This window comes from Mesorhizobium sp. M0618 (assembly GCF_040320765.1).
GTDB lineage: Bacteria > Pseudomonadota > Alphaproteobacteria > Rhizobiales > Rhizobiaceae > Mesorhizobium.
This window is the reverse complement of the sequence record NZ_JAMYQH010000001.1, coordinates 318926-340589: the sequence shown is the minus strand read 5'-3', so window position 1 is coordinate 340589 and position 21664 is coordinate 318926. Positions and strand designations below refer to the sequence as shown.

The following is a 21664-nucleotide window of genomic DNA, read 5'->3' as shown; positions in this document are numbered from 1 at the left end:
CGATGGCGCCGACTGACCTGAGCGCGAACGAGCCGCCTGTGGTGCTTTCCGCCCGCGGGTTGCGGCGCGACTTTGCCGGCTTCATCGCCGTCAAAAACGTCGATCTCGATGTCCGCCATGGCAACATCCATGCCCTGATCGGACCCAACGGCGCCGGCAAGACGACCGTCTTCAACCTGCTCACCAAGTTCCTGGCGCCGACCAGCGGCAGGATCGAGCTGCTCGGCCACGACATCACCCGCACCTCGCCGGCCAGGGTCGCGCGGATGGGCCTGGTGCGCTCGTTCCAGATATCGGCGATTTTTCCGCACCTCAGCGTGCTCGACAATGTGCGCGTCGCGCTGCAGCGGCCGGGCGGGCTCAGCGTTCAGTTCTGGCGCTCGCTCGCGGCGCTCGACCGGCTGACGCCGCGCGCCGAGGAACTGCTGCGCTCGGTCGGTCTCGACGACGCCAGGAACAGGCTCGCCGGCGACCTTTCCTACGGCAGGAAACGCGTGCTCGAGATCGCTACGACCCTGGCGCTCGATCCGAAAGTGCTGCTGCTGGACGAGCCGATGGCCGGCATGGGGCATGAGGACGTGGCCACCGTTTCCAACCTGATCCGTTCGGTGGCCAGGGATCGCGCCGTGCTGATGGTCGAGCACAATTTGACCGTCGTGGCCGACCTTTGCGACTGGATAACGGTCATGCAGCGCGGCGAGGTGCTGGCCGCCGGCGACTACGCCACGGTCAGCCGCGACGAGCGCGTCAAGATCGCCTATATGGGCACCGCCGATGACTAGTGCCGCACCTCTGCTTGCAGTCAGCGGCCTCAACGCCTGGTATGGCGAGGGCCATGCGTTGCACGGCGTCGATCTGGAGGTGTTTGCCGGCGAGACGGTCACGCTGCTCGGCCGCAACGGCGTCGGCAAGACGACGACGCTGCGCGCCATCATGGGGCTGATCCGCAAGCGAACCGGCCGGATCGCTTTCGACGGCCAGGATCTGATGCGGCTGCCGCTGCACCGGACCGCGCATCAAGGCATCGGCTTCGTGCCGGAGGAGCGCGGTATCTTCGCGACGCTGACCGTCGACGAGAACCTGGTTCTGCCGCCGGTCGTCGCGCAGGGCGGCATGAGCGTCGAGGAGATTTTCGATCTGTTCCCCAATCTGAAGGAGCGGCGCAACAGTCCAGGCACGAGGCTGTCGGGCGGCGAACAGCAGATGCTGGCGATCGCGCGCATGTTGAGAACCGGTGTGAAAATGCTGCTTCTCGACGAGCCGACGGAGGGTTTGGCCCCCGTCATCGTGCAGCGCATTGGCGCGTTGCTGGCGACGTTGAAAAAGCGCGGCATGACGATCCTGCTGGTCGAGCAGAACTTCCGCTTCGCCAGTCGTGTCGCCGACCGTTTCTATCTGATGGAGCACGGCAAGGTGGTGGCGGGGTTTCCGGTCGGCGAACTGCCGGACCGCATGACGCTGCTCCACGAAGTCCTGGGTGTATGATGGCGCCATGACCATGATCTTCGGCATCCCCGTTCAGGCTTTCCTCGGCCAGTTGCTGGTCGGCCTGATCAACGGCTCGTTCTACGCCATGCTGAGCCTGGGCCTGGCTGTCATATTCGGCCTGCTGCGAGTCATCAATTTCGCCCATGGCGCCCAATATATGCTCGGCGCCTTCGTCGGTTATCTGCTGCTCACCCATCTCGGCATCGGCTACTGGCCGGCGCTGATCCTTGCACCGCTGATCGTCGGTGTCTTCGGCATCGTGGTCGAGCGCCTGGCGCTGTCGCGGCTGTACGACCTCGACCCGCTCTACGGGCTGCTCTTCACCTTCGGCCTCGCGCTCGTGCTCGAAGGCATCTTCCGCTACTATTACGGCGTCTCGGGAAACCCCTACGCGGTGCCGCCGCTGCTTTCGGGAGGCACCAATCTCGGCTTCATGTTCCTGCCCAACTATCGCGGCTGGGTCGTCGTCGCCTCGCTGATCGTCTGCTTCGGAACCTGGGCGCTGATCGAGAAGACCAGGCTCGGTTCCTACCTGCGCGCCGCGACGGAGAATCCCCGCCTCGTCCAGGCTTTCGGCGTCAACGTGCCGTTGCTGCTGACCCTGACCTACGGCCTCGGCTCCGCGCTGGCCGGGCTTGCCGGGATTCTGGCAGCGCCGATCTATCAGGTGAGCCCGCTTATGGGGTCGGATCTCATCATCGTCGTCTTCGCCGTCGTCGTGGTCGGCGGCATGGGATCGATCCTTGGCGCCATCGTCACCGGCTACATGCTTGGCCTTGCCGAAGGCCTGACCAAGGTCTTCTATCCCGAGGCCTCCAACCTCGTGGTCTTCGTCATCATGGCGATTGTGCTTCTGGTCCGGCCGGCCGGCCTGTTCGGAAGGGACGCCTGACATGTCGGAACTGACGCTTCGCGAGACATCGGCCAAAACCTCGGCACGGCTTGAATGGACGCTGGTCGGGCTCGGCATCCTGGCGCTGCTGGTCGCACCCTTCCTGGTCTATCCGATCTTCCTGATGAAGATGCTGTGCTTCGCGCTGTTTGCCTGCGCGTTCAATCTTCTGCTTGGTTACACCGGGCTGCTGTCATTCGGCCACGCAACCTTCTTTGGCGGCGCCGCCTACTTCACCGCGCATGCCGTCAAGGTCTGGGGCTGGCCGCCGGAAGCCGGCATTCTGCTCGGCATGGCGGGTGCGGCCTTGCTCGGCCTCGTCATGGGCTTCTTCGCCATTCGCCGGCAAGGCATCTATTTCGCCATGATCACGCTGGCGCTGTCGCAGATGTTCTTCTTCTTCTGCGTGCAGGCGCCGTTCACGCAAGGCGAGGACGGCATTCAGGGCATACCGCGCGGCATGCTGCTAGGCGTCCTCGACCTGAACGTCTCGCTGAACATGTATTATTTCGTGCTGGCGGTGTTCCTGATCGGCGTCTTCGCCATCTGGCGCATCGTCAATTCGCCGTTCGGCATGATCCTGCGCTCGATCCGCGAGAACGAGAACCGCGCCATTTCGCTGGGCTATTCCGTCGCCAACTACAAGCTGGGCGCCTTCGTCATGTCGGCGGCGCTGGCCGGGCTGGCCGGCTCGCTCAAGGCGATCGTCTTCCAGTTCGCCACGCTCACCGACGTCACCTGGCAGATGTCGGGCGAGGTGATCCTGATGACGCTTCTCGGCGGCATCGGTACGATGGTCGGGCCGATCATCGGCGCCAGCCTTGTCATCGGCCTGGAAAACACGCTTGCCACTTCCGGCTTTCCGGTGACCATCGCCACCGGCCTGATCTTCATGGTGTGCGTGCTGATCTTCCGGCGCGGCATCGTCGGCGAATTTTACGCGCGGATTTTCGGGCGGGCGGGAAAGGACTGATCAGCTGCAGGTTGGTGGGACGCGGTTTGCGCGTGGTGACATGCGTCACCACAATGAGCACCTGTCCGGATTCTTCAGAAAACTATAGACCTCGATCAATCGAGGCGACTGCTTGCGACCTGGGGCAATCGCGACCCCATCGGAACGGGTGAGCACTGCTGTGGACAAATCGTGATGCGCGCATTCTTTCGATTGGTTGCGGTTATGACCGTGGTGTCCGGCGTGACCGGCTGCACCAGCATTTCCTACTACGCGCAATCCATGAAGGGTCATCTGCAGATCATGACCGCACGCCAGGATGTCGGAAAACTGATCGAGGATCCTTCGACGCCGAAGGCGTTGCGCGCCCGAATGGCATCGGCGAGCGCCATAAGACAGTTCGCAACGGATGAGCTGGCGCTGCCCGACAACAACAGCTACCGCAGCTATGTCGACATTGGTCGGGATTCGGTGACATGGGCCGTCTTCGCCGCGCCGGCATTTTCGCTGACGCTGCGAACATGGTGTTTTCCCGTTTTCGGCTGTGTTCCCTACCGGGGGTATTTCTCCAGGAAGTCCGCGACTGAAACCGCTGTCGAACTTCAAGGACAGGGCATGGACGTCTATGTGACGGGCATCACGGCATATTCCACGCTTGGCTGGTCGAGCGACCCGCTGCTCAGCACGATGTTCGGCCAGGATGAAACCTATCTTGCAGCGCTGGTGTTCCATGAACTGGCCCACCAGCGCGTCTATGTGCACGACGATTCCGCATTCAACGAGGCGTTCGCTGTCGCCGTCGAAACAACCGGCGTGAAAAAATGGCTGCGCGCGACTGGCGATACCGCCGCATTGCGCCGTTACGAAGCCGCCCGGGGACGCAAGGCTGAATTTCTTTCGCTGGTGTCGCGGACCCGGGACGAGTTGGCGCAAGTCTATTCCAACTCCGGCACCTCGGAGCAAAAACTGGCCGCGAAGACGGCCGCGATTGAACGGCTGCGGATGCGCTACCGACACATGCGCGACAGGCGCTGGGGCCGATACCGGGGATACGATGCCTGGTTCGCGTCCCCGATCAACAACGCGAAGCTCGCCGCGACTTCCGTCTATAGCGATCGGGTGACCGCGTTTCTGCGCCTGTTCGACTTGTGCTCGGGCGACTATGTCAGGTTCTATGCATCGGTCCGGCGGATTGGCGCCCTGGACGAAGCTCGCCGTACCGAAGCCCTTGCGGCGGCAGATCGCTGTTATTGAGTCAGCCCGTGAGGCGTCCACGGAACAACGTGCAGCCGTCCGTCAGGCGCGACCTGGAGATATCGCGGAATCCAGCCTCGGTCATCCACGCGCGATACTGACCTTCAGTGTACGATTCGCCGTGGCGATAGAGGTTCAGGAAGGTGAGATTGAGAAAGACACCCTCAGGCGGGCCGAGGCGGTCGTCATCGACGACACCCCACCCCGCAATTGCGATCTCGCCGCCACGTGTAAGGCAACGCGCGGCGTTCAGGATCGAACTGCGCGCCTTGTCCGGCGGAAGCACCTGGACGACGGCCTTCAGGATCGCCAGATCGTGCCGACCTATCGATGGCGCGGCGGTTATATCTCCCTCTTCGACAACCACGTCGTCGGCACCGTATTCCGACAGGATAGCTGGCGCGACCGCTGCGACCGTTGGCAGTTCCATCAGCGTCGCCGCAATGTGCGGCCACCGCTCGCGAAGCCCGACCAGTATGGTCCCGGCGCCTCCGCCGATGTCGATCACCGAACCGACCGCAGAGAGGTCCATCTCCTGCGCCAGATGTCGGCCGAAAATCACCCCGCCCGGCGCGAGCATGCGGCTGAAGGCGGCCGCGGCCTCAGGTCCCGCTTCGGAAAAGTCGTGCAGCGCGGCCGGCCGGTTCTGTCGCAGCGAGTCCGCGGTTAATAGGTCGGCTCCCCAGAGCTTGCGCAGGAGCGCATGATCGCCGCCGCGATAGGTTGGCTTGGACGCATCGAGGAAGGCCGACGCTTCGGCTCCGTTGCGAAATTGACCATCCTCGACTTCAAGGAGGCCGATGCTGGCGAGCGCGTAGAGGAGCCGGGACAGACGATCGGGTTCGACTTTGAGCGTGGCCCCGAGGCTGTCAGCAGTCACCGCGCTTTCACCGAGCCGGGTGAAGATGCCAAGGTCCAATCCGGCGCGAAGCGCCAAGGCGGGGGGCACCGCTGCGATCAACTTGTCGATCCGGTCAAAATCCACCATGTCACATCCCCTCCGCGATCCAGGATCGGCCTTGAAACAACTCCCATACGATTGGAACCTGCGTGCGGCGCATGTCCCGGCTGAGAACTCCCAACGACGCGGTTGAGATCGCCCGCGCGCGGCTCTAGTCTGAGAACCTCACGCTCACGCCGCGCTGCCGAAAATAAGCCTGCATCAACTTGCGGCCCGAGCGGTTGTTCTGCGCCAGCTTGGTCGGATCGAACACCGCCTGTTTTATCCCCTCTCGCGTCAGCGCCGCCTTAAGCGCCGCGATATGTGTGTCGATGTAGGCATTGTCCGCCCGGAGCGAGGCATAGATGCTCTCGGTCGCCTCGGCCACGGTCAGTTCGCTCATTGGTGTCGTCCTTTGGTTGGTTGGGCGGCGCTTAGCACAGATTCGCGGTCCGCCGATACCGAGACCGTCAGTACACAGCGCCCGTCGCGAAAGCGAACCGTTCCTTATGGGGCTTCGTAGAGTTCCAGCGGCAATCCATCCGGGTCTCTGAAAAAGGTAAACCGTTGGTCTGTGTATGGGTCGATCCGGATTGGCTCGACGGCAACGCCTGCGGCTTCCAGGCGGATAATTACGGGCTCAAGAATAGCCACAGCAAATGCCAGATGTCTCAGGCCTGTAGCCTCTGGGTGGGACGGCCGCATCGCCGGTGCAGGGAAGGAGAACAATTCCAGTTGGGCCGACCCGATCCGCAGATCCGCCTTCCATGACTGCCGCTCCTCCCGATAAACCTCCCGGATCAGATCGAGGCCGAGGAGTTCGACGTAGAACCGTCGCGACCGGTCATAGTCGGTGCAGATGAGCGCGACGTGGTGAATGGCGTTCAGCATGCTGCTAACTCCAGTCAAGCTGGGATATGAGGCCAAGGGGCTTCAAGGCCTGGATCGTCGCGCGCCACGGCTCCGATTTGCCCTGTCCTTCCACCTCACCCATAACACCCGCGTTCCACCGCCAGCCGCCGCACCAGCGCCAGCACGGCATCGATGGTCGGGGTCGGCTTGTCCGTTAGCCGGCCAAGTTCCTGCACCGCGCTCACCAGCGCGTCGATCTCCATCGGCCGGCCGCGCTCCAGGTCCTGCAGCATCGAGGTCTTGTGTTCGCCGACATCGCCGGCGCCCTTGATGCGCCGGTCGACCGCTATGGGAAAACGCACGCCGAGGCTTTCGCCGATCGCCTGCGCTTCCAGCATCATGGTGCGGGCGAGCGCGCGGGTGCCATCGTCGGCGACAATCGCGGCCAGCGTGCTGCCGGTCAGCGCCGAGATCGGGTTGAAGGAGAGATTGCCCCACAGTTTTACCCAGATTTCGCTGCGGATGTCCTCGCGCACCGGCGCTTGCAAGCCGGCCTTGACCATCTCCTCGGCCAGAAGCGTGACCCGTTCGCTGCGCTCGCCGGAGGGTTCGCCGAGCGAGAAACGCTTGCCCTCGACATGGCGGATGAGGCCCGGCGCATCGACCTCGACCGCGGGATAGACAACCGAGCCGATGATGCGCTGCGGTCCGATCCGCTGCCAGATCGCGCCGCCCGGATCGACCGCGTTCAGCCTGGTGCCTTCGAGCGGACCGCCGACGCCGTGGAAATACCACCAGGGCACGCCGTTCTGCATGGTGACGACGGCGGTGTCTTGCCCGAGTAGCGGTGCGATCTGGTCAAGGGCCGAGGTGAGGGAATGGGCTTTTAGCGCCAGAACCACATAATCCTGGACGCCAAGTTCCTCGGCTTTCGCGGCGGCCCGGACGGGGACGGACGTCTCCTGGCCGTCCTCGATCAGGCGCAGGCCATTTGCCTTGATCGCTTCCAGATGGGCGCCGCGCGCCACGATCGAGAGACCGGTACGGCCAGTCATGGCAAGCTTGGCCGCGAGATAGCCGCCGATCGCACCGGCGCCGAAGATGGTGATCTTCATCGTCAAAGCCCGAGTTTGGCGGCAAGGCCGATGCGCTGCAATTTGCCGGTCGCGCCCTTGGGGATCTCGTCCAGGATCAGGATCTTGCGCGGCACTTTGAAGTCGGCAAGCCGCGTCGCGGCATAGGTGCGAATGTCGCCCTCGGTGGCGCTGATGCCTTCGCGCAGCACAACCGCCGCAGCCACCTCCTCGCCAAGTTTGTCATGCGGCATGGCGAAGGTGACGACCTGCGCCACAGCCGGATGGTCCATCAGCACGTCGTCGACCTCGAGCGGCGAGATTTTTTCGCCGCCGCGGTTGATGATCTCCTTGAGCCGTCCGGTGACGCGCAAATATCCGTCTTCGTCCAGTACGCCCTGGTCGCCGGTGTGGAACCAGCCATGCGCGAAGGCGGTGGCGTTGGCATCCGGGTTCTTCTCGTAGCCAACAGTCACATTGGGCCCGCAAATGACGATCTCGCCGGTCTCGCCGGCATTTAGCAGCCGCCCGTCGGGCGCCATGACAGCCACTTCCGGACCGGCGGAGGCCCCGACGCTGCCCGGCTTGCGCTGGCCCGGCGGCAGCCGGTTCGACGCCATCTGGTGCGCGGCCTCGGTCATCCCGTAGGATTCGATCACCGGGCAGCCGAAGGTCGCTTCCAGCTCAGTCATCACCTGCGCCGGCAGCGATGCCGAGGACGAGCGGATGAAGCGCAGCCGCGCAGCCGCCAGCGCCTCGGTGTTGCGTGCCGCGCGGGGCAGGATCGCCTGATGCATGGTCGGCACCGCCGTGTACCAGGTCGGCCGCGCGTCGCTCAGCCACTGGAAGAAGCGCAGCGCGTTGAAGCCGGGCGTGCAGTAGATGCTGCCGCCCGATGCCAGCGACGACAGCACCGCCGCGATCAGGCCGTGAATGTGGAACAGCGGCATGATGTTGAGGCAACGATCATTGGCTGTCAGGCCAAGCGTGCCGCCGATATGGGCAGCCGAGGCTGCGATGTTGGCATGGCTGAGCGGCACCAGTTTTGGCCGCGACGTCGTGCCGGAGGTGTGCAGCAAAAGCGCGATGTCGCCGTCTTGCGCCATGTCGGGTGATGCCGGGGGTCCGATCGCCGCGCCCTCGATCGCAAAACTGCCGGCGGGTGTGGCGGGCTGCACGACAAGCCGCAGCACGCCGATGCCGAGGCGTTCGGCCACCGTCACCGCCGGTCCGGTCTCGCCCTCCGCGACAAGGATCGCCTTGGCGCCGATGTCGGTCAGGTAGAAATCGAGCTCGTCGGCCCGGTAGGCGGGGTTGAGCGGAGCCGTCGAGGCGACGGCCGCCACGGCGACGAAGGCGGTGGCCATCTCAGGCCCGTTCGGCAGCACGATCGCCACCCTGTCGCCCCGGCCGATGCCGCGCGCATGCAGCTGTTTTGCCGTGTCGGCGATCAGGCTGCGCAATCCGCCATGGCTGAGCGTGGTTCTTTCAGGTGCCGAAATCGCCGGCGCGTTGTCGGCGCCGGCGGCGAGACGGCGGGAGAGATCTGCGTGGGTTTCGGCTTGGGTCATGATCACCGGCTGGATTTCGAACGACTATTGGCGGGAGCCCCGCTGACGGGCTTGCCTCGATACGGATACGCCATTGGACAACGGATCACCTCAATATCCAAGCGCCAAACCATCCTTGCGCGGATCGGAGGCACCAGTCAGCGTGCCCTTCTCCCAGTCGATCAGCACCACCTGTCCGCCGCCAAGCGGGTGATGCGGTTCGGCGATGCGGTGGCCGCGCCGGCGCAGGCCCTTGATCGCCTCGGCGGGAACGCCACGCTCGGCCTCCACGGTGTCGTCATTGTAAAACACCCTCGGCGCATCCAGCGCCTGCTGCGGGTCCATGCCGAAGTCGATCATGTTGGTCAGCAGATGGACATGGCCGAACGGCTGGTAGCCGCCGCCCATGACGCCGAACGGCATCACGACGCGGCCGTTCTTCGTCGCCATGCCCGGCATGATCGTGTGCATCGGCCGCTTGCCCGGCGCGATCGCGTTCGGATGTGCCGGGTCGAGGCGGAAGCTCGAACCGCGGTTCTGCAGCACGACACCGGTCTTCGGGCCGACGACGCCGCTGCCGAACGAATAATAGGTCGAGTTGATGAAGGAAACCGCGTTGCGGTCGCGGTCGACGATGGAGATGTAGACCGTGTCGCTGCCGGGCAGCTCCACGCGCGGCAGATGCGTCATGGCGCGGTCGCGGTCGATCTCGGCGCGCAGCCGGTCGGCATAGGCGCCGGACAGGAGCTGTTTGACCGGCACCGGGACATGGTCCTGGTCGCCGACATAGCGGTCGCGGTCGCGATAGGCCAGGCGCCCGGCCTCGATCTCCAGATGCAGGCGCTCGGCGCCATTGGGGTCGAGTCCGCCAAGCTCGAAGCCCGACAGCAAATTGAGCATCAAAAGCGCCGTCAGCCCCTGATTGTTTGGTGGCATCTGGTGGATCTCGTGGCCGCCATAGGAGGTGCTGACCGGCGCCACATAATCGCCTCTGGTCGCGGCGAAATCCTCGGCCGAATGAAGTCCGCCCAATTCGTTGAGCCGGCTAACCATATCGTCGGCGACAGCGCCTTCGTAGAAACCGGCGCGGCCGTGTTTGGCGATGATGCGCAACGTCGCCGCCAGTTCCGGCTGCCTGTGGATGTCACCCGCCTTCGGTGCCTTGCCGCCCGGCAGGAAGATGCGCGCGGCATGCTCGTCCGCCGAAAGGTCGGTTTCCGGTTCGGCCCAGTCGAAGGCGACGCGGTCGTGCACGACATAGCCGTTCTCGGCATAATGGATGGCTGGCGCCAGCGCCTCGGCAAGGCCCTTGCGGCCATGGTCTTCGAGCAGGCGGCTCCAGGCATCGACGGCGCCCGGCACGGTGACCGCGTGCGGTCCCTGCAGCGGGATGCGGTCGAAGCCTTTTTCGCGATACCAGTCGACCGTCGCCTTGGCTGGCGCTCGGCCTGAACCATTGAAGGCCAGCACATTGCCTTGCCCTGCCGGGCTATAGAGCACGAAGCAGTCGCCGCCGATGCCCGTCGATTGCGGCTCGACGACGCCCTGCACGGCGGCGGCGCAGACGGCGGCATCCATGGCATTGCCGCCGGAGCGCAGCATGTCGATGGCCGCAAGGGTTGCAAGCGGATGCGAGGTCGCGGCAACCGCCTCGGTGGCACGAACCGGCGAGCGGCCGGGAAACTGGAAATCACGCATTCTGTCTGGATATCCCCTGGTCACGTCTGCAAGTTGGTCACTTCTGCGAATTGGTCTGGTGAAATCAATGCCGCCGGCCGAAGATCTGCGCAACCGACAACAGCACGACCGAGAGCACGATCAGGCAGGTCGAGATGGCAGCGATCGTCGGGTCGATTTGGTCGCGCAGCGCATTGAACATGCGGCGCGTCAATGTCGTGGTCTCGCCGCCCGATATGAACAGCGAAACCACCACTTCGTCTAAGGAGGTGATGAAGGCAAACAGCGCGCCCGAGACGATCGAGAAGCGGATCTGCGGCATCGTCACCTGCCAGAACGCGGCGACACGTCCGGCGCCGAGGCTGCGCGCCACGCGCTCCTGGTTCATGTCGTAGGAGCGCAAGCCCGACAGCACCGTCAGCACCACCAGCGGCAAGGCCTGCACCGTATGCGCGATGACCAGCCCGGTCAGCGTGTTGTTGAGCCCGATGCGGGCATAGAGGAAGAAGGTGCCGATGCCGATCAGGATCACCGGAACGATCAGCGACGCCGTCAGCAGCGCGTTGATGGTGCCGTTGAGGCGCAGCGTGCCCCTGTTGATGGCATAGGCTGCAGCGGTGCCGAGCGGTGTCGCGACGAGCACGGTCATAACAGCCACCTTGACCGAGACGATCGTGGCGTCGCGCCATTCCAGTGAGCCAAAATAGGTCTGGTACCAGCGCAGCGACCATTGCTGCGGCGGGAATTGCAGCAGCGTCGAATCCGAAAACGACATGATGACGATGATGATCGACGGCGCGATCAGGAACAACAGCACGAGGCCGCCGAGGCCGTAGAGCCACAGACGTTGCCGGTGCGAGATCGGCAGGCCGACGTCTTCGCTCATCGTGAACTCCACACACCTGTGGCGCGCGCGCCGAGCAGCCACTGGAACAGTCCGAGAAGCGCCAGCGTGACCACCAGCAGCACCACGCCAAGCGCCGCCCCCGCACCCCAGTTGGAATAGAGGCTGGTGGTCTGTTCCATGCGCATCGCCCACATGATCACCTTGCCGCCGCCCATCAGCGCAGGCGTGACGAAGAAGCCCAGGCACAGCACGAAGACGATGACCACGCCCGAGGCGAGGCCGGGCAGCGACAGCGGAAAGAAGATCTGCCGGAAGGTAGCGGCCGGGCCGGCACCGAGATTCATGCCGGCGCGCAGGCAGTCGGTGTCGATTGTCTTCATCGAGGCGTAAAGCGGCAGCACCAGGAACGGCAGCAGGATATGCGTCATGCCGATGACGACGCCCGAAAAATTGTTGGCGAGCGACAGCGGCTGGCTGATCACGCCGAGGTCGATCAGCCAGCTGTTGATCAGGCCCTTGCGCTGCAGGATCACCAGCCAGGCATAGGTGCGCACCAGAACCGATGTCCAGAACGGCAGGATGACGAAGATCAGGCAGATCGACGCCGCCCGGCGCGGCAGTTGCGACAGCATGTAGGCCAAGGGATAGCCGAGCAGCACGCAGGCGCCGGTGACGATGAAGGCGACCTTGAAGGTGGTGATAAAGGTCTTGATGTAGGAGGCCTGTTCGAAGAAGCGCGCATAATTGGCGGGACTGAAGGCGCCGGCTTCGTCGAACAGCGACAGCCAGAACAGCCAGCCGATGGGCACGATGATGATGGCGAAGACCAGCAACAGGCTCGGCGACAGCAGCGCCAGCAGCCGCAACGACTCGCGCCGAGCGTCCATATGCAGCGCCTGCGTGTTCAGATCCGGGCCCGAGCGGCCGGCTTTCTCCTGCATGAGGGCGGTCTGCGCGCTCATCAGTCTGCCGCCACCAGGATCGTGTCCTGCGCATCGAGACCGAACGAGACTGGCTGGCCGGGTGCGGGCATTTTCGCCAGCACATCGCTGCGGCAATAGTCGCGCAAAGTCAGCTGCCGGCCGTCGCGCAGCACGGCATAGCAGACGAAGCTGTCGCCCTGATAGATGATGTCGCTGAGCGTCGCGTTGAGCACGTTGACGCCGCTCGTCGGTTCGGCGTTTGCCAAGAGCCGCAGCTTTTCCGGCCGCACCACCATCAGGTACTGGCCTGCCGCCGGCGTCGCCGCCGCCGTATGGATTCTTCGCTCCTCGTACCAGACGGAGCCGTTGCGGCACTCGACCGGAATGAAATTCGATTCGCCGATGAAGCCGGCTACAAATTGCGTTTGCGGCCTGGCGTAGAGACTTTCGGGCTTGTCGAGCTGTTCGATGCGCCCGGCGTTCATCACCGCGATGCGGTCCGACATGGTGATGGCTTCACGCTGGTCGTGCGTGACATAGACCGTGGTCATGCCAAGCCGCCGGTGCAGGCTGCGCAGTTCGATCTGCATATGCTCGCGCAGGCCCTTGTCGAGCGCCGACAGGGGCTCGTCCATCAAAACGATGCGCGGCTCGAAGACGATGGCGCGCGCTAGCGCCACGCGCTGGCGCTGGCCGCCGGAGAGCTGGTCGACCCGGCGCTCGCCCAGCCCCTGCAATTTCACCAGATCGAGCGCCTTCTCGACACGCTCGGCCGTCTCGGCGGCGGCGACGCCGCGCTGCTTCAGCGGAAAGGCGATGTTGTGAAAGACGTCCATATGCGGAAACAGCGCGTAGTTCTGGAACACCATGCCGATGTTGCGCTTGTGCGGCGGCGTGGTGATGATCTCGTCGCCGCCGACCCTGATCGAGCCGGCATTGGCCCGCACGAAACCGGCCAGGATCATCAGCAGCGTCGTCTTGCCGGAACCGGAAGGCCCCAGCAGCGTCAGGAATTCACCAGCCTCGACGTCGAGGTTGAGGTCGCGCAGCACAGGCACGCTGCCAAATCGTTTCTCGATCCCGCGCATGCCGATCGGCAACGCGGATGGCGCAATGGACAAGATTTTTCTCTCCCAGGGGCTGAGGCGGCGAAAGCAGGGCGAGGCGTCGCCCTGCCGTGGTTTGGATTGCGGCCGCAGCCTATTGCTGGATCAGATTGTTGAACTTTTCCGTCGCCTCGACCAAATTGTCGCGCCAGAATTCTGCATCCTGCAACACCTGCTTCTTGACGTTTTCGGGCGCCGAATTGATATCCTTGATCCTGTCCTGCGGGATCTTGCCGGTCTCGAAAGCCTTCTCATTGACCGGGCCATTGTCGACATAGAGCGGCAGATTGGCCTGCAATTGCGGGCTGACGAACATCGCCAGCGCCTTCATCGCGGCTTCCTTGTTCTTGGAGCCCTTGGGGATGACCATGCAGTCGGCGGTCAGCACGCCCTGGTCGAAGGAGAAGCTGACCGGCGCGCCTTCCTTCTTCAAGGTGCCGGCACGGCCGTTCCAGATGCTCGCCATGTCGACTTCACCGTCCTTCACCAGCTGCATGGCCTGCGCGCCGGAGGTCCACCAGGCGTCGATATGGCCACGGATCTTGTCGACGGATTTCAACGCGCCGTCGATATTGACCGGATAGACCTTGTCGATCGGAATGCCTTCGGCCAGTGCCGCGACGCTCAGCGTTTCGGTCGCCTGGCTGCCGCTCAGCGCGCGCCGTCCCGGAAACTTTTCCGCGTTCCAGAAGTCGGCCCAGGTCTTCGGGCCTTTGTCGCCGAACACGTCGGTCCGGTAGATCAGCACGACGGATGTGTAGGAAATGCCGACCCAGTCGTCGTGGACCAGCTTCGGGTTGATGCCGCTCTTGTCGATGATGCCGTAGTCGAGCTTCTCGAACAGCCCTTCCTTCGAGCCGCGCGCACATTCGTCGGCGCCAAGTTCGGTGATGTCCCACTTCACCGCATTGCCGGTCACCTGCAGCCGGACGTCGTCGAGGCCGTTGGTGGTGTCTTCCTTGATGGTGATGCCGAGCGCGTCGGCGGTAGGCTTGAAAAACGCCTTGGTCTGCGCCTCCTGGTAGGTGCCGCCCCATGAGGCGACGGTGATGGTGTCGCCCGCTATGGCGGGGGCCGCGAGCGAAGCCATGAGGCCCGCCATCGCAACGATACTAACGCTTCTGGTCCTGTTCATTTTTTCGGCTCTCCAACCGGTGTTCCCATTGTTTTTGACTTGGCATGCTGTTTTGTATACAATTTTGAGTGTAGCCTAGCGATCGATGTTGTCAACACCGCCGGCTCGATCGAATTCACGGGTTTCGAGCCGGACAAGGTGGCGAGGAACGGCGTCGCCGGGGGCGTGGCAAATTATGCCGACTGCGGCTACAGCTATGCGTGTTCCGGCTGAAAGGCCGGAGAAGTGGGAAGGGAAGCTTGGCCAAGAAAACCAAAAATACGTTGCGCGACTCGGTCTACTCCGCGCTCAAGGCGATGATCGTGACCGGCCAGATTCCGCCGGGCTCGCGCGTCACCGAAAACGACATCGCGGCGAAGCTGACTGTCAGCCGCACCCCGGTGCGCGAGGCCTTCAACCGTCTCGAGCGCGACGGGCTGGTCACCGGCCGGCCGCGCCAGGGCTATGTCGTCACCGAGTTCGACATCAACATGTTCCGCGAGGCCTTCGAGATCCGCGAGCTGCTCGACGGCCACGCGACGGAACTGGCGGCAGCGGCGGCGACGGACCAGGACAAGGCACGGCTGCGCGCCATGCTGGCCGAATGCGAGCGGCTGGCCGCCATTCCGGAGCGCACCAACAGGGAAAAATTCCAGGAGCTTGAGGTCGGCATTGACCTGCACCGCGTCATCGCCGAAATCAGCGGCAATGTGATGCTGCACGGCATGCTGTGCGGCATCCTCGACAAGTGCCAGCACTATGTCTGGACCGAACTTTTGTGGCTGGACGAATGGAAGATCGCCCGCGACGAGCATGCCGAAATCGTCGATGCCATCTGCGCTGGCGACGCCGCCAGAGCCGGCACGCTGGCGCGCGCCCATGTGCGGGGCTCGCGCGACAATGTGCTGCGCCTGCTGCAGGCCAAGTCGGATTATCGGAACTTTCTGGCCAAGGCGTCTTGAGGGGTGAGGAACTTGGGCGAGGCCTGCCCGCCGACCGACCCTGACGACAAGCGCCTTTGAGCTTAGCCCTTGCGCTCCTGAAGGCGGTTGCCGCCGTCGACCACCAGCAGGGCGCCATTGACATAGCTGGCACCTTCCGAGGCCAGGAACACCACCGCTGCGGCCACCTCATCCGGCCGCCCGGCCCGCGCCGGCGGCGTATGCAGGGCGGCTTGCCGCTCCATCTCGCTCGACGAACCCGTTTCGATCCAGCCGGGCGCCACGGCATTGACTGTTACGCCGCTTTTCGCCACTTCCAGCGCCAGCGTGCGCGTCAGGCCGACCATGCCGGCCTTGGCGGCGGAATAGGCTGATGTGCCTTCGAAGGATACCAGCGGTCCGGTGACGGACGCCACATTGACGATGCGCCCGTAGCCCGCTTCGACCATCGCCGGCAGAAAGGCCTTCGTGACGAGGAATGCGGTCTTCAGGCTGACGTCGATCCCCTGGTCCCAGTCGGCCTCGGTCATGGCGAGAAACGCCTTGTCGACCGAGGGCGATGCCAGCGAGCCCATGCCGGCATTGTTGACCAGGATACCGACCGCCCCGACATCGGCCCGCAGCCGCGCGACATCGGCAGCGATGGTGAGATCGGCGACCACGGCTTTGGCATCGATGCCTTCGCGGCAAAGCTCGGCGGCGCGATCGAGCACGCGCGTACTGGCTCCCGTGAGGAAGACCGCATGGCCGGCACGGCCGAGCTGCCGGGCAATGGCAAAGCCGATCCCGTCGGCCGCACCGGCCCCGGTGATCAAAGCGCGTTTGATAGTGATGGATATCAATTCAGGCTCCGTTGGGTTCGCCTGCCGTGCGCGGTCGAACGGCAGCGGTCACAATCGCCGAACCATATAATCCATGGGGAGAGATTTGGCGCGTCCGAAGAGGTAGAAAGTGACATAGCGCGCCTATTTTCCCTGTTAAATCGCATGCAGCGCGCCGACGATATGGAAACCGAAACACGTTCCATCATGGAAATTCAGTCCGACCAGCTCGTGGCTGTGAAAAAGAAGTACGAGGGAAATAGTCCTAGGTTGTGACAGGCTTCGGCAAGGTGAGCCAAGGTGGACGCTTGAGGTGGACCCGACTGCCGCCGACACTTAGCTTGCGATCATATCGGGCTGAGAACTCGGAAATGAGCATCAGCGCCGCGAAGTAGGCTTCCGTCGCATAGTGGATTGTCCATTTCGCACCCAGACCGTACCGTCCTTCCACCATCTCGCGTGAATTGGGAAGCTTCTTTAGGAGGCTGCGATTGATGCCGGAACAATGCGGAAGCGCGTCGTCGTAAAGGTAAAAAAGGTCGTGGGTTTCACGATACTTTCTGCCTGTCTTTTGAAGAATGAATGCCTTTATCGTCCGTTCGATTGCCATCTGCATCGACCACATTGCAGCGCCCTTTGCGGTATCACTATCAGTAAGCAGACCTATTGCCGCGTTTTGAAGATCAGAAAGAACCCCATCAATCAATTCCGTGATTTCGTGATACGGCGCGGTCACTCCCATCGTGTTCATTCTGATCCTGCGCAAGGCGGTGGCCACCGCTGTCGTCCTCGTTTTCAGTTTTCGGCTCTCCGTCAGGTCTATCTTCGCGAGGTTGGGCGGGTTTACGAGCCAGTCGGTGGGCGTTTCGCCCTGTTCAATGCTAAGGGGAAAATGAAGCCAAACGGTTTCACCGGGTGTCCCCGGCGTGGTGCGTGTTAGTGGAATGCGGATTTCAATCGGGACATGCCGAACAAGCACTACGCCCGACGCAAAACTCTCCCCGCTACTCTGATCAAAAGCATTTCCGTAGGTATCGCGATACCATGTCTCAATATGGTGGAAGATCACCGCAAACCATGGTTTCCCTGCAAAATCCTCCTTCGTGTCGCCCCGAATGTCCAGAATGCTTTCTAGAACGAACTTGATTGAAGCCTTAAGCGGACGCTGCCAAAGTGGGAGTTCCTCCACCTGAAGCTCCAAGTCGATTAGCTGCATATGCTCGGCAATAGCTTCTTCAAGCGTCACTTAGGACCTCCAGTGGTGTGCGGAACAATATACAATGGAGGAGGAAGTAACGGAACAGGTCGACGCTTTTCCCATAGATGTTCGAAAATTGCGGATTGTTACCCCGTCGCGGCGTTCCCATGTTCCGGCACTCAAACCGGAGACAATGAAATGCCGAAGTCAACAATCAGTGCCGCCCTTTTACAAGAGCACCTTCACGGTGGCGGGTCGGTCGATGAAGAGGGGCAGAAAGCCTGTCGCCGCAACGTGCCGCTGCGCAAATGCCCCTATACGGATAGCGGCCGCCGTGAAAGGTGGATGAAGGGCTGGCACGATGAACAGGCTGAGTTCATGGCCAGCTAGGTCATTCGCGACTTATGAGATCCATGAGGTCTGCCGGACTTGAACCGAAGCGCAAGGAGTATTTCAGTCCTCCCGGTTCGCCCACGCGATCATTTCGTCCGTCACTTGAACCGGTCGGGATTGATAGAGCTTTGAGATTGTTACGAGCCGATCAATGACCTTCTGGTCAACATCCGTGTCCACGTCAAAATCTCGTTTGAGCCGTTCTTTGGTTTCCTCCCGGACCTTCAAGGCGTGACCTGCCAAATCCTCCTTGATCGAAATCTTGAAGGGGTCTTTGATGTCTTCAGGTATCTCGCGAAACTGCGCCCAGCGCCGATTGTAGCCTTCATTGTCACGGACGGGACTTCCAAACTCCTGCTCGATTTTTTGCCTTGCCGCCTCTTTTCCCTTATTCGCAGCGGCTCTTAGTTTGCTGATTTCAGGCATCGTCATGTCGAAAAGGAAGGTGTCATCCATTTCCTTTTTGATGTCCGAAAAATCGACCTTCTGTCCAAGGGTGTTGTGCTGCGTGACAAGATCATCATAGAGCTTCCAATGATCATTCCACTTTCCCGCAACCCCGATACGCCCCGCCTTCACCTTTCCAAGTATAACTTCCCGCGTGTAGATCGAAACGATATCGCGCAAGCGTTCAATGAGGTCAGCGGCTTCTTTCTGCTTGTCCTCCCAAAGCTCCGCTTCAAAGCCCAGCCCTTTGAAGCGTTTGAAGCGCGAAACGTTGGCGTAGAGAAAGCTGAGAAAGCCAAGGCCAAAGACTGCGGCGGCTTCTGTCACTTTTTCCTGATAGATCAATGTCAGGCTCGCGCCGAGCAGGGCCAAGCCGACGATCACAAACAAGACCCGTTCCCAATTCGTAACGAACCACTTCCCAAAGGGTTTGAGCATTGTCATTATTGATCCCCACGTCTTCTTGCATAGATGGCGGGAAGATCGGCAATGCGCAACTACTACCCGTTCCGTGAGGCTGCCCGCCGCATTTCCACCGCCTGATTGGCGAGGGCTTGCCCCTGCGAACGCCTGAAGTTGCTGGCGTGTTCGCCTTCGGGGCGCGGTCAATTATGGGCCGCGATCTGACTGGCAAGGCTCGCATCGTTCCGAGGATTGCCCGAATCGTTGATATTAATTTCAAGGGACGGCGCATAGGCGTTGGCGAAGTTCCCGCCGTGCACCATGCCGCCGCTGGCAAGGGCAAGCGTCCTGGCCTCCAATGCTGCCCGGTGTTCTTGGTGCGCGGATGACAATGCGAAGCACCCGCTTCGTCTGATCGCGGGAAAGCTCCGCGTCCTTCGCCCAATAGGCGATTGGGTTCGCAATCCATTTGCCGGATTGCTCACTGTGATGGACGATACCCGCCACGCAAGATGATCTTGAAGAGGAGCTTTTCGGCATTGGGGTTCTGTTGCTTCCACGCTTTGAAGTCGGAAGCGTCAATGATCGAGAATGGCTTCCTCACGGTTTGTCACCCTCGCATGAGAGTAGAACAGCCGGTGAACCGCATATGAAATTAGTGGGGGTATTTGTGGAGCTTTGAGCCCCATTCCGGGATTTTGTGGCCTTTTTGTTCCTTCTAGGCTGTTGAAGGCTAGAAAAGGCCGGAAATCCCAACGGTCTCATACAATTGTAATGGCGCGCCCGAAGAGATTCGAACTCCTGACCCCCAGATTCGTAGTCTGGTGCTCTATCCAGCTGAGCTACGGGCGCGCAACAGGCCATGCTTTCCATGACCCCGCAATCCGATCGTAAACGACCGGTCGCGACGAGACGTGTTCCCTAGCGACTGAATTTCCGAAAAGCAAGTCGATCCGGCAAAAGTTTTGTCACAAGTGCCTTTGTTGACGATGACGGCCCGGATCCCGGCGCTTGAAATGGCTCCGGAGTTGAGCCCGAACTCAATCCTTGAAGGGAAGAGCGCCGATCCCTGAGAAAAGGAGCGCCGGACCCGGAGGCACGAGCATCGGAGCAAAACGCGCCCGAAACATCATGCCGGGCGGCGCAGGCCGTTGCGGGCCTGGTCGAGCCGGACCGGCTGGTCGGGAATGGTGACCGCGAATGTGGTGCGTCCGCCGATGCTCTCGACCAGCTCCACCGTGCCGCCATGGGCGCGGATCAATTCATGCGCGATCGCCAGGCCAAGGCCGGTGCCGCCGCTGCGGGCCGAGCCGCGGAACGCCGCGAACAGGTTTTCCCGCGCCTTCGGCGGCAGGCCGGGGCCGGTGTCGCTGACGGCAATGCGGCTGACGCTGCCCAGGCGCACGGCCGACACCGCCAGGCGGCGCACCAGGGCGTTTTCGCTGTCGGCCGCCATCGCCTGCACGGAATTCCGGCACAGATTGGTGAGCACCCTGAACAACTGGTCGGAATCGGCATCGACCTCGAAGGTCGGCTCGACCGAATTGACGAACTCGATGCCTTGCTCGATGTCGAGCAAGCCTTGCACGTCCTCGACCAGCTGCCGCAGCCGGAGCCGGCGCCGCGCGGGCGGCGGCTCCTGCGTGCGGCCGTAGTGAAGCACGCCTTCGGAATAAGACGCGGCGCGGTCGAGTGCGCGCAGCAGTTTCGGCGCGAAGGCCTGCACGGTCGGATCCTTGACCTGGCGCAGGCGGTCCGACATCAGCTGCGCCGAGGCCAGGATGTTGCGCATGTCATGGTTGATCTTGGAGACCGCGAGGCCGAGGTCGGCAAGATGCTTCTGCTCGGAGAGCATTTTTTGCAGCCGCTCCTGCATCTGCGACAGCTCGCGCTCGGCAACGCCGATCTCGTCGGCGCGGGCAGCCGGATGGATGATCCGTCCGGGATCGTCGGGCGCTTCGGAGAAGGACAGCATCGAGCGCGTCATGGTCCGGATCGGCCCGATCATGATCAGGTCGATGGCGGCGTAGACCAGCATGGCGGTGAACAGCGAGATCAGCAGCGAGACGAAGGCGACGTTGCGCGAATAGCGCAGCATCGCATTGCGCAGGCTGTTGTCCGGCATGATCAGCTCGAACTCCTTGTCGGACTCGCCGACCGGGCCGAAGACGCGCAGCATCCGGTCGCCGCCGAAAAACAGCGTGTCGAGCGCACCGGTCATGCCCTTGATCATGCCGATCGAGGCGATATCGATGTGCTCGTCGACCTTCGGCGGCATTTCGGCCACCACCAGCAGCCGCGAGACGCCGCCGTCGCGCACCGCGATCGCCTTGGCGCCGATCGCCATCAGCACGTCGTTCTGGGCCGTGCGCGACAGCGAGGTGGATTCACCTTGCACCAGCACGATCGACACCGCCGCCGCCGTGCTCAGCCGCTCCTTCAGCCAGTTCAGCCGGTAGCTGGCGATCCAGGGCAGGAAGATCAGCACTTCGGCCAACAGCACGAAGACGATGGTCAGCAGCAGCAGCTTGGTCGACAGGCCGCGCGACAGCGGAACCGTGCGCACGGTGGCTGGCGCCTCGGTGGACCCCGCCGTGCCGATCCCTTCCTGTGCCTGTATGGTTTCGCTCATGCGGCTAATGTCTTCACGATCACTTGATCAACGCAGATTAGGCGATTACGGCTTTCTTGCCAATTTCATCCTTGGTCGCAAACATAAACCGGCCTGAACGGAGCCGGATTGCGCCCGACGACTCCGGATTGACTTCCAAAAGCCTTCTTTCTATAAGCCCGC

At 62.6% G+C, this 21664-nt stretch carries 22 protein-coding genes and 1 tRNA gene; 7 read left to right on the top strand and 16 right to left on the bottom strand.

Annotation, left to right across the window (positions count from 1 at the left end):
- Window positions 1-2: 2 nt before the first annotated feature.
- The 5 genes from NKJ04_RS01695 (at window position 3) to NKJ04_RS01675 (ending at window position 4586) form a co-directional block, all read left to right on the top strand.
- Window positions 3-782, top strand: coding sequence for an ABC transporter ATP-binding protein (locus NKJ04_RS01695; RefSeq protein ID WP_352673082.1), 780 nt, complete (start codon window positions 3-5; stop codon window positions 780-782).
- Window positions 775-1485, top strand: a complete 711-nt coding sequence (locus NKJ04_RS01690; RefSeq protein ID WP_352628967.1) for an ABC transporter ATP-binding protein — start codon at window positions 775-777, stop codon at window positions 1483-1485. Before NKJ04_RS01695 ends, NKJ04_RS01690 begins: the two co-directional genes overlap by 8 nt.
- Window positions 1486-1492: 7 nt before the next feature.
- Window positions 1493-2380, top strand: coding sequence for a branched-chain amino acid ABC transporter permease (locus NKJ04_RS01685; RefSeq protein ID WP_127294643.1), 888 nt, complete (start codon window positions 1493-1495; stop codon window positions 2378-2380).
- 1 nt (window position 2381) lies between these two features.
- Entirely contained in the window at window positions 2382-3353 is a 972-nt protein-coding gene (locus NKJ04_RS01680; RefSeq protein WP_352553209.1) for a branched-chain amino acid ABC transporter permease, read from the top strand.
- A gap of 174 nt (window positions 3354-3527) precedes the next feature.
- On the top strand, window positions 3528-4586 hold the full coding sequence (locus NKJ04_RS01675) for an aminopeptidase (RefSeq protein ID WP_352673078.1): 1059 nt from the start codon (window positions 3528-3530) through the stop codon (window positions 4584-4586).
- 1 nt (window position 4587) lies between these two features.
- On the opposite strand, the gene NKJ04_RS01670 is transcribed toward NKJ04_RS01675, so the two are convergent.
- From NKJ04_RS01670 to NKJ04_RS01625, 10 genes are all read right to left on the bottom strand, one after another.
- Window positions 4588-5574 (bottom strand): methyltransferase, encoded by a 987-nt coding sequence (locus tag NKJ04_RS01670; protein WP_352673075.1) that lies wholly within the window; start codon window positions 5572-5574, stop codon window positions 4588-4590.
- Window positions 5575-5698: 124 nt separating this feature from the next.
- On the bottom strand, window positions 5699-5929 hold the full coding sequence (locus NKJ04_RS01665) for a hypothetical protein (RefSeq protein WP_352611502.1): 231 nt from the start codon (window positions 5927-5929) through the stop codon (window positions 5699-5701).
- Between the two features lie 104 nt (window positions 5930-6033).
- Window positions 6034-6417, bottom strand: coding sequence for an SMU1112c/YaeR family gloxylase I-like metalloprotein (gene gloA2, locus NKJ04_RS01660; RefSeq protein WP_352673072.1), 384 nt, complete (start codon window positions 6415-6417; stop codon window positions 6034-6036).
- A 95-nt stretch (window positions 6418-6512) separates the two neighbouring features.
- Window positions 6513-7493 carry a 2-dehydropantoate 2-reductase gene (locus NKJ04_RS01655; protein ID WP_352673069.1) on the bottom strand — a complete coding sequence of 327 codons (981 nt, stop codon included), beginning with the start codon at window positions 7491-7493 and terminating at the stop codon, window positions 6513-6515.
- Window positions 7494-7495: 2 nt separating this feature from the next.
- Complete coding sequence (locus tag NKJ04_RS01650; protein ID WP_352673067.1) at window positions 7496-9022, bottom strand: acyl--CoA ligase; 1527 nt, start codon at window positions 9020-9022, stop codon at window positions 7496-7498.
- A gap of 90 nt (window positions 9023-9112) precedes the next feature.
- The gene (gene ggt, locus NKJ04_RS01645) at window positions 9113-10699 is read right to left on the bottom strand and encodes a gamma-glutamyltransferase (RefSeq protein WP_352673064.1); all 1587 of its coding nucleotides are present in this window, start codon (window positions 10697-10699) and stop codon (window positions 9113-9115) included.
- A 64-nt stretch (window positions 10700-10763) separates the two neighbouring features.
- Window positions 10764-11564: an ABC transporter permease gene (locus NKJ04_RS01640; RefSeq protein ID WP_352673062.1), complete on the bottom strand. Its 801-nt coding sequence runs from the start codon at window positions 11562-11564 to the stop codon at window positions 10764-10766.
- Entirely contained in the window at window positions 11561-12487 is a 927-nt protein-coding gene (locus tag NKJ04_RS01635) for an ABC transporter permease (RefSeq protein ID WP_128304158.1), read from the bottom strand. Before NKJ04_RS01635 ends, NKJ04_RS01640 begins: the two co-directional genes overlap by 4 nt.
- Window positions 12487-13569: an ABC transporter ATP-binding protein gene (locus NKJ04_RS01630; protein WP_352628983.1), complete on the bottom strand. Its 1083-nt coding sequence runs from the start codon at window positions 13567-13569 to the stop codon at window positions 12487-12489. Before NKJ04_RS01630 ends, NKJ04_RS01635 begins: the two co-directional genes overlap by 1 nt.
- Before the next feature lie 79 nt (window positions 13570-13648).
- On the bottom strand, window positions 13649-14689 hold the full coding sequence (locus NKJ04_RS01625; protein ID WP_352440619.1) for an ABC transporter substrate-binding protein: 1041 nt from the start codon (window positions 14687-14689) through the stop codon (window positions 13649-13651).
- Between the two features lie 239 nt (window positions 14690-14928).
- On the opposite strand from NKJ04_RS01625, the gene NKJ04_RS01620 reads away from it, so the two are divergent.
- On the top strand, window positions 14929-15630 hold the full coding sequence (locus NKJ04_RS01620) for a GntR family transcriptional regulator (protein WP_352440618.1): 702 nt from the start codon (window positions 14929-14931) through the stop codon (window positions 15628-15630).
- 62 nt (window positions 15631-15692) lie between these two features.
- Here the strand turns inward: NKJ04_RS01620 and NKJ04_RS01615 are convergent, their stop codons facing one another.
- The gene (locus tag NKJ04_RS01615; protein ID WP_352673057.1) at window positions 15693-16451 is read right to left on the bottom strand and encodes an SDR family NAD(P)-dependent oxidoreductase; all 759 of its coding nucleotides are present in this window, start codon (window positions 16449-16451) and stop codon (window positions 15693-15695) included.
- Between the two features lie 244 nt (window positions 16452-16695).
- Window positions 16696-17676, bottom strand: coding sequence for a HEPN domain-containing protein (locus tag NKJ04_RS01610; protein WP_352673055.1), 981 nt, complete (start codon window positions 17674-17676; stop codon window positions 16696-16698).
- A 150-nt stretch (window positions 17677-17826) separates the two neighbouring features.
- Between NKJ04_RS01610 and NKJ04_RS01605 the strand changes: the two genes are divergently transcribed.
- Complete coding sequence (locus NKJ04_RS01605) at window positions 17827-18018, top strand: Rmf/CrpP family protein (RefSeq protein ID WP_352673052.1); 192 nt, start codon at window positions 17827-17829, stop codon at window positions 18016-18018.
- 63 nt (window positions 18019-18081) lie between these two features.
- Here the strand turns inward: NKJ04_RS01605 and NKJ04_RS01600 are convergent, their stop codons facing one another.
- The 4 genes from NKJ04_RS01600 to NKJ04_RS01585 all read right to left on the bottom strand — a co-directional run bounded on the left by NKJ04_RS01600 (window position 18082) and on the right by NKJ04_RS01585 (window position 21502).
- Complete coding sequence (locus NKJ04_RS01600; RefSeq protein ID WP_352673050.1) at window positions 18082-18912, bottom strand: hypothetical protein; 831 nt, start codon at window positions 18910-18912, stop codon at window positions 18082-18084.
- A gap of 161 nt (window positions 18913-19073) precedes the next feature.
- Window positions 19074-19262: a hypothetical protein gene (locus NKJ04_RS01595; RefSeq protein ID WP_352673048.1), complete on the bottom strand. Its 189-nt coding sequence runs from the start codon at window positions 19260-19262 to the stop codon at window positions 19074-19076.
- A gap of 383 nt (window positions 19263-19645) precedes the next feature.
- Window positions 19646-19722, bottom strand: a tRNA-Arg gene (locus tag NKJ04_RS01590).
- 277 nt (window positions 19723-19999) lie between these two features.
- Window positions 20000-21502 (bottom strand): sensor histidine kinase, encoded by a 1503-nt coding sequence (locus tag NKJ04_RS01585; RefSeq protein ID WP_352673045.1) that lies wholly within the window; start codon window positions 21500-21502, stop codon window positions 20000-20002.
- Window positions 21503-21664: the final 162 nt, after the last annotated feature.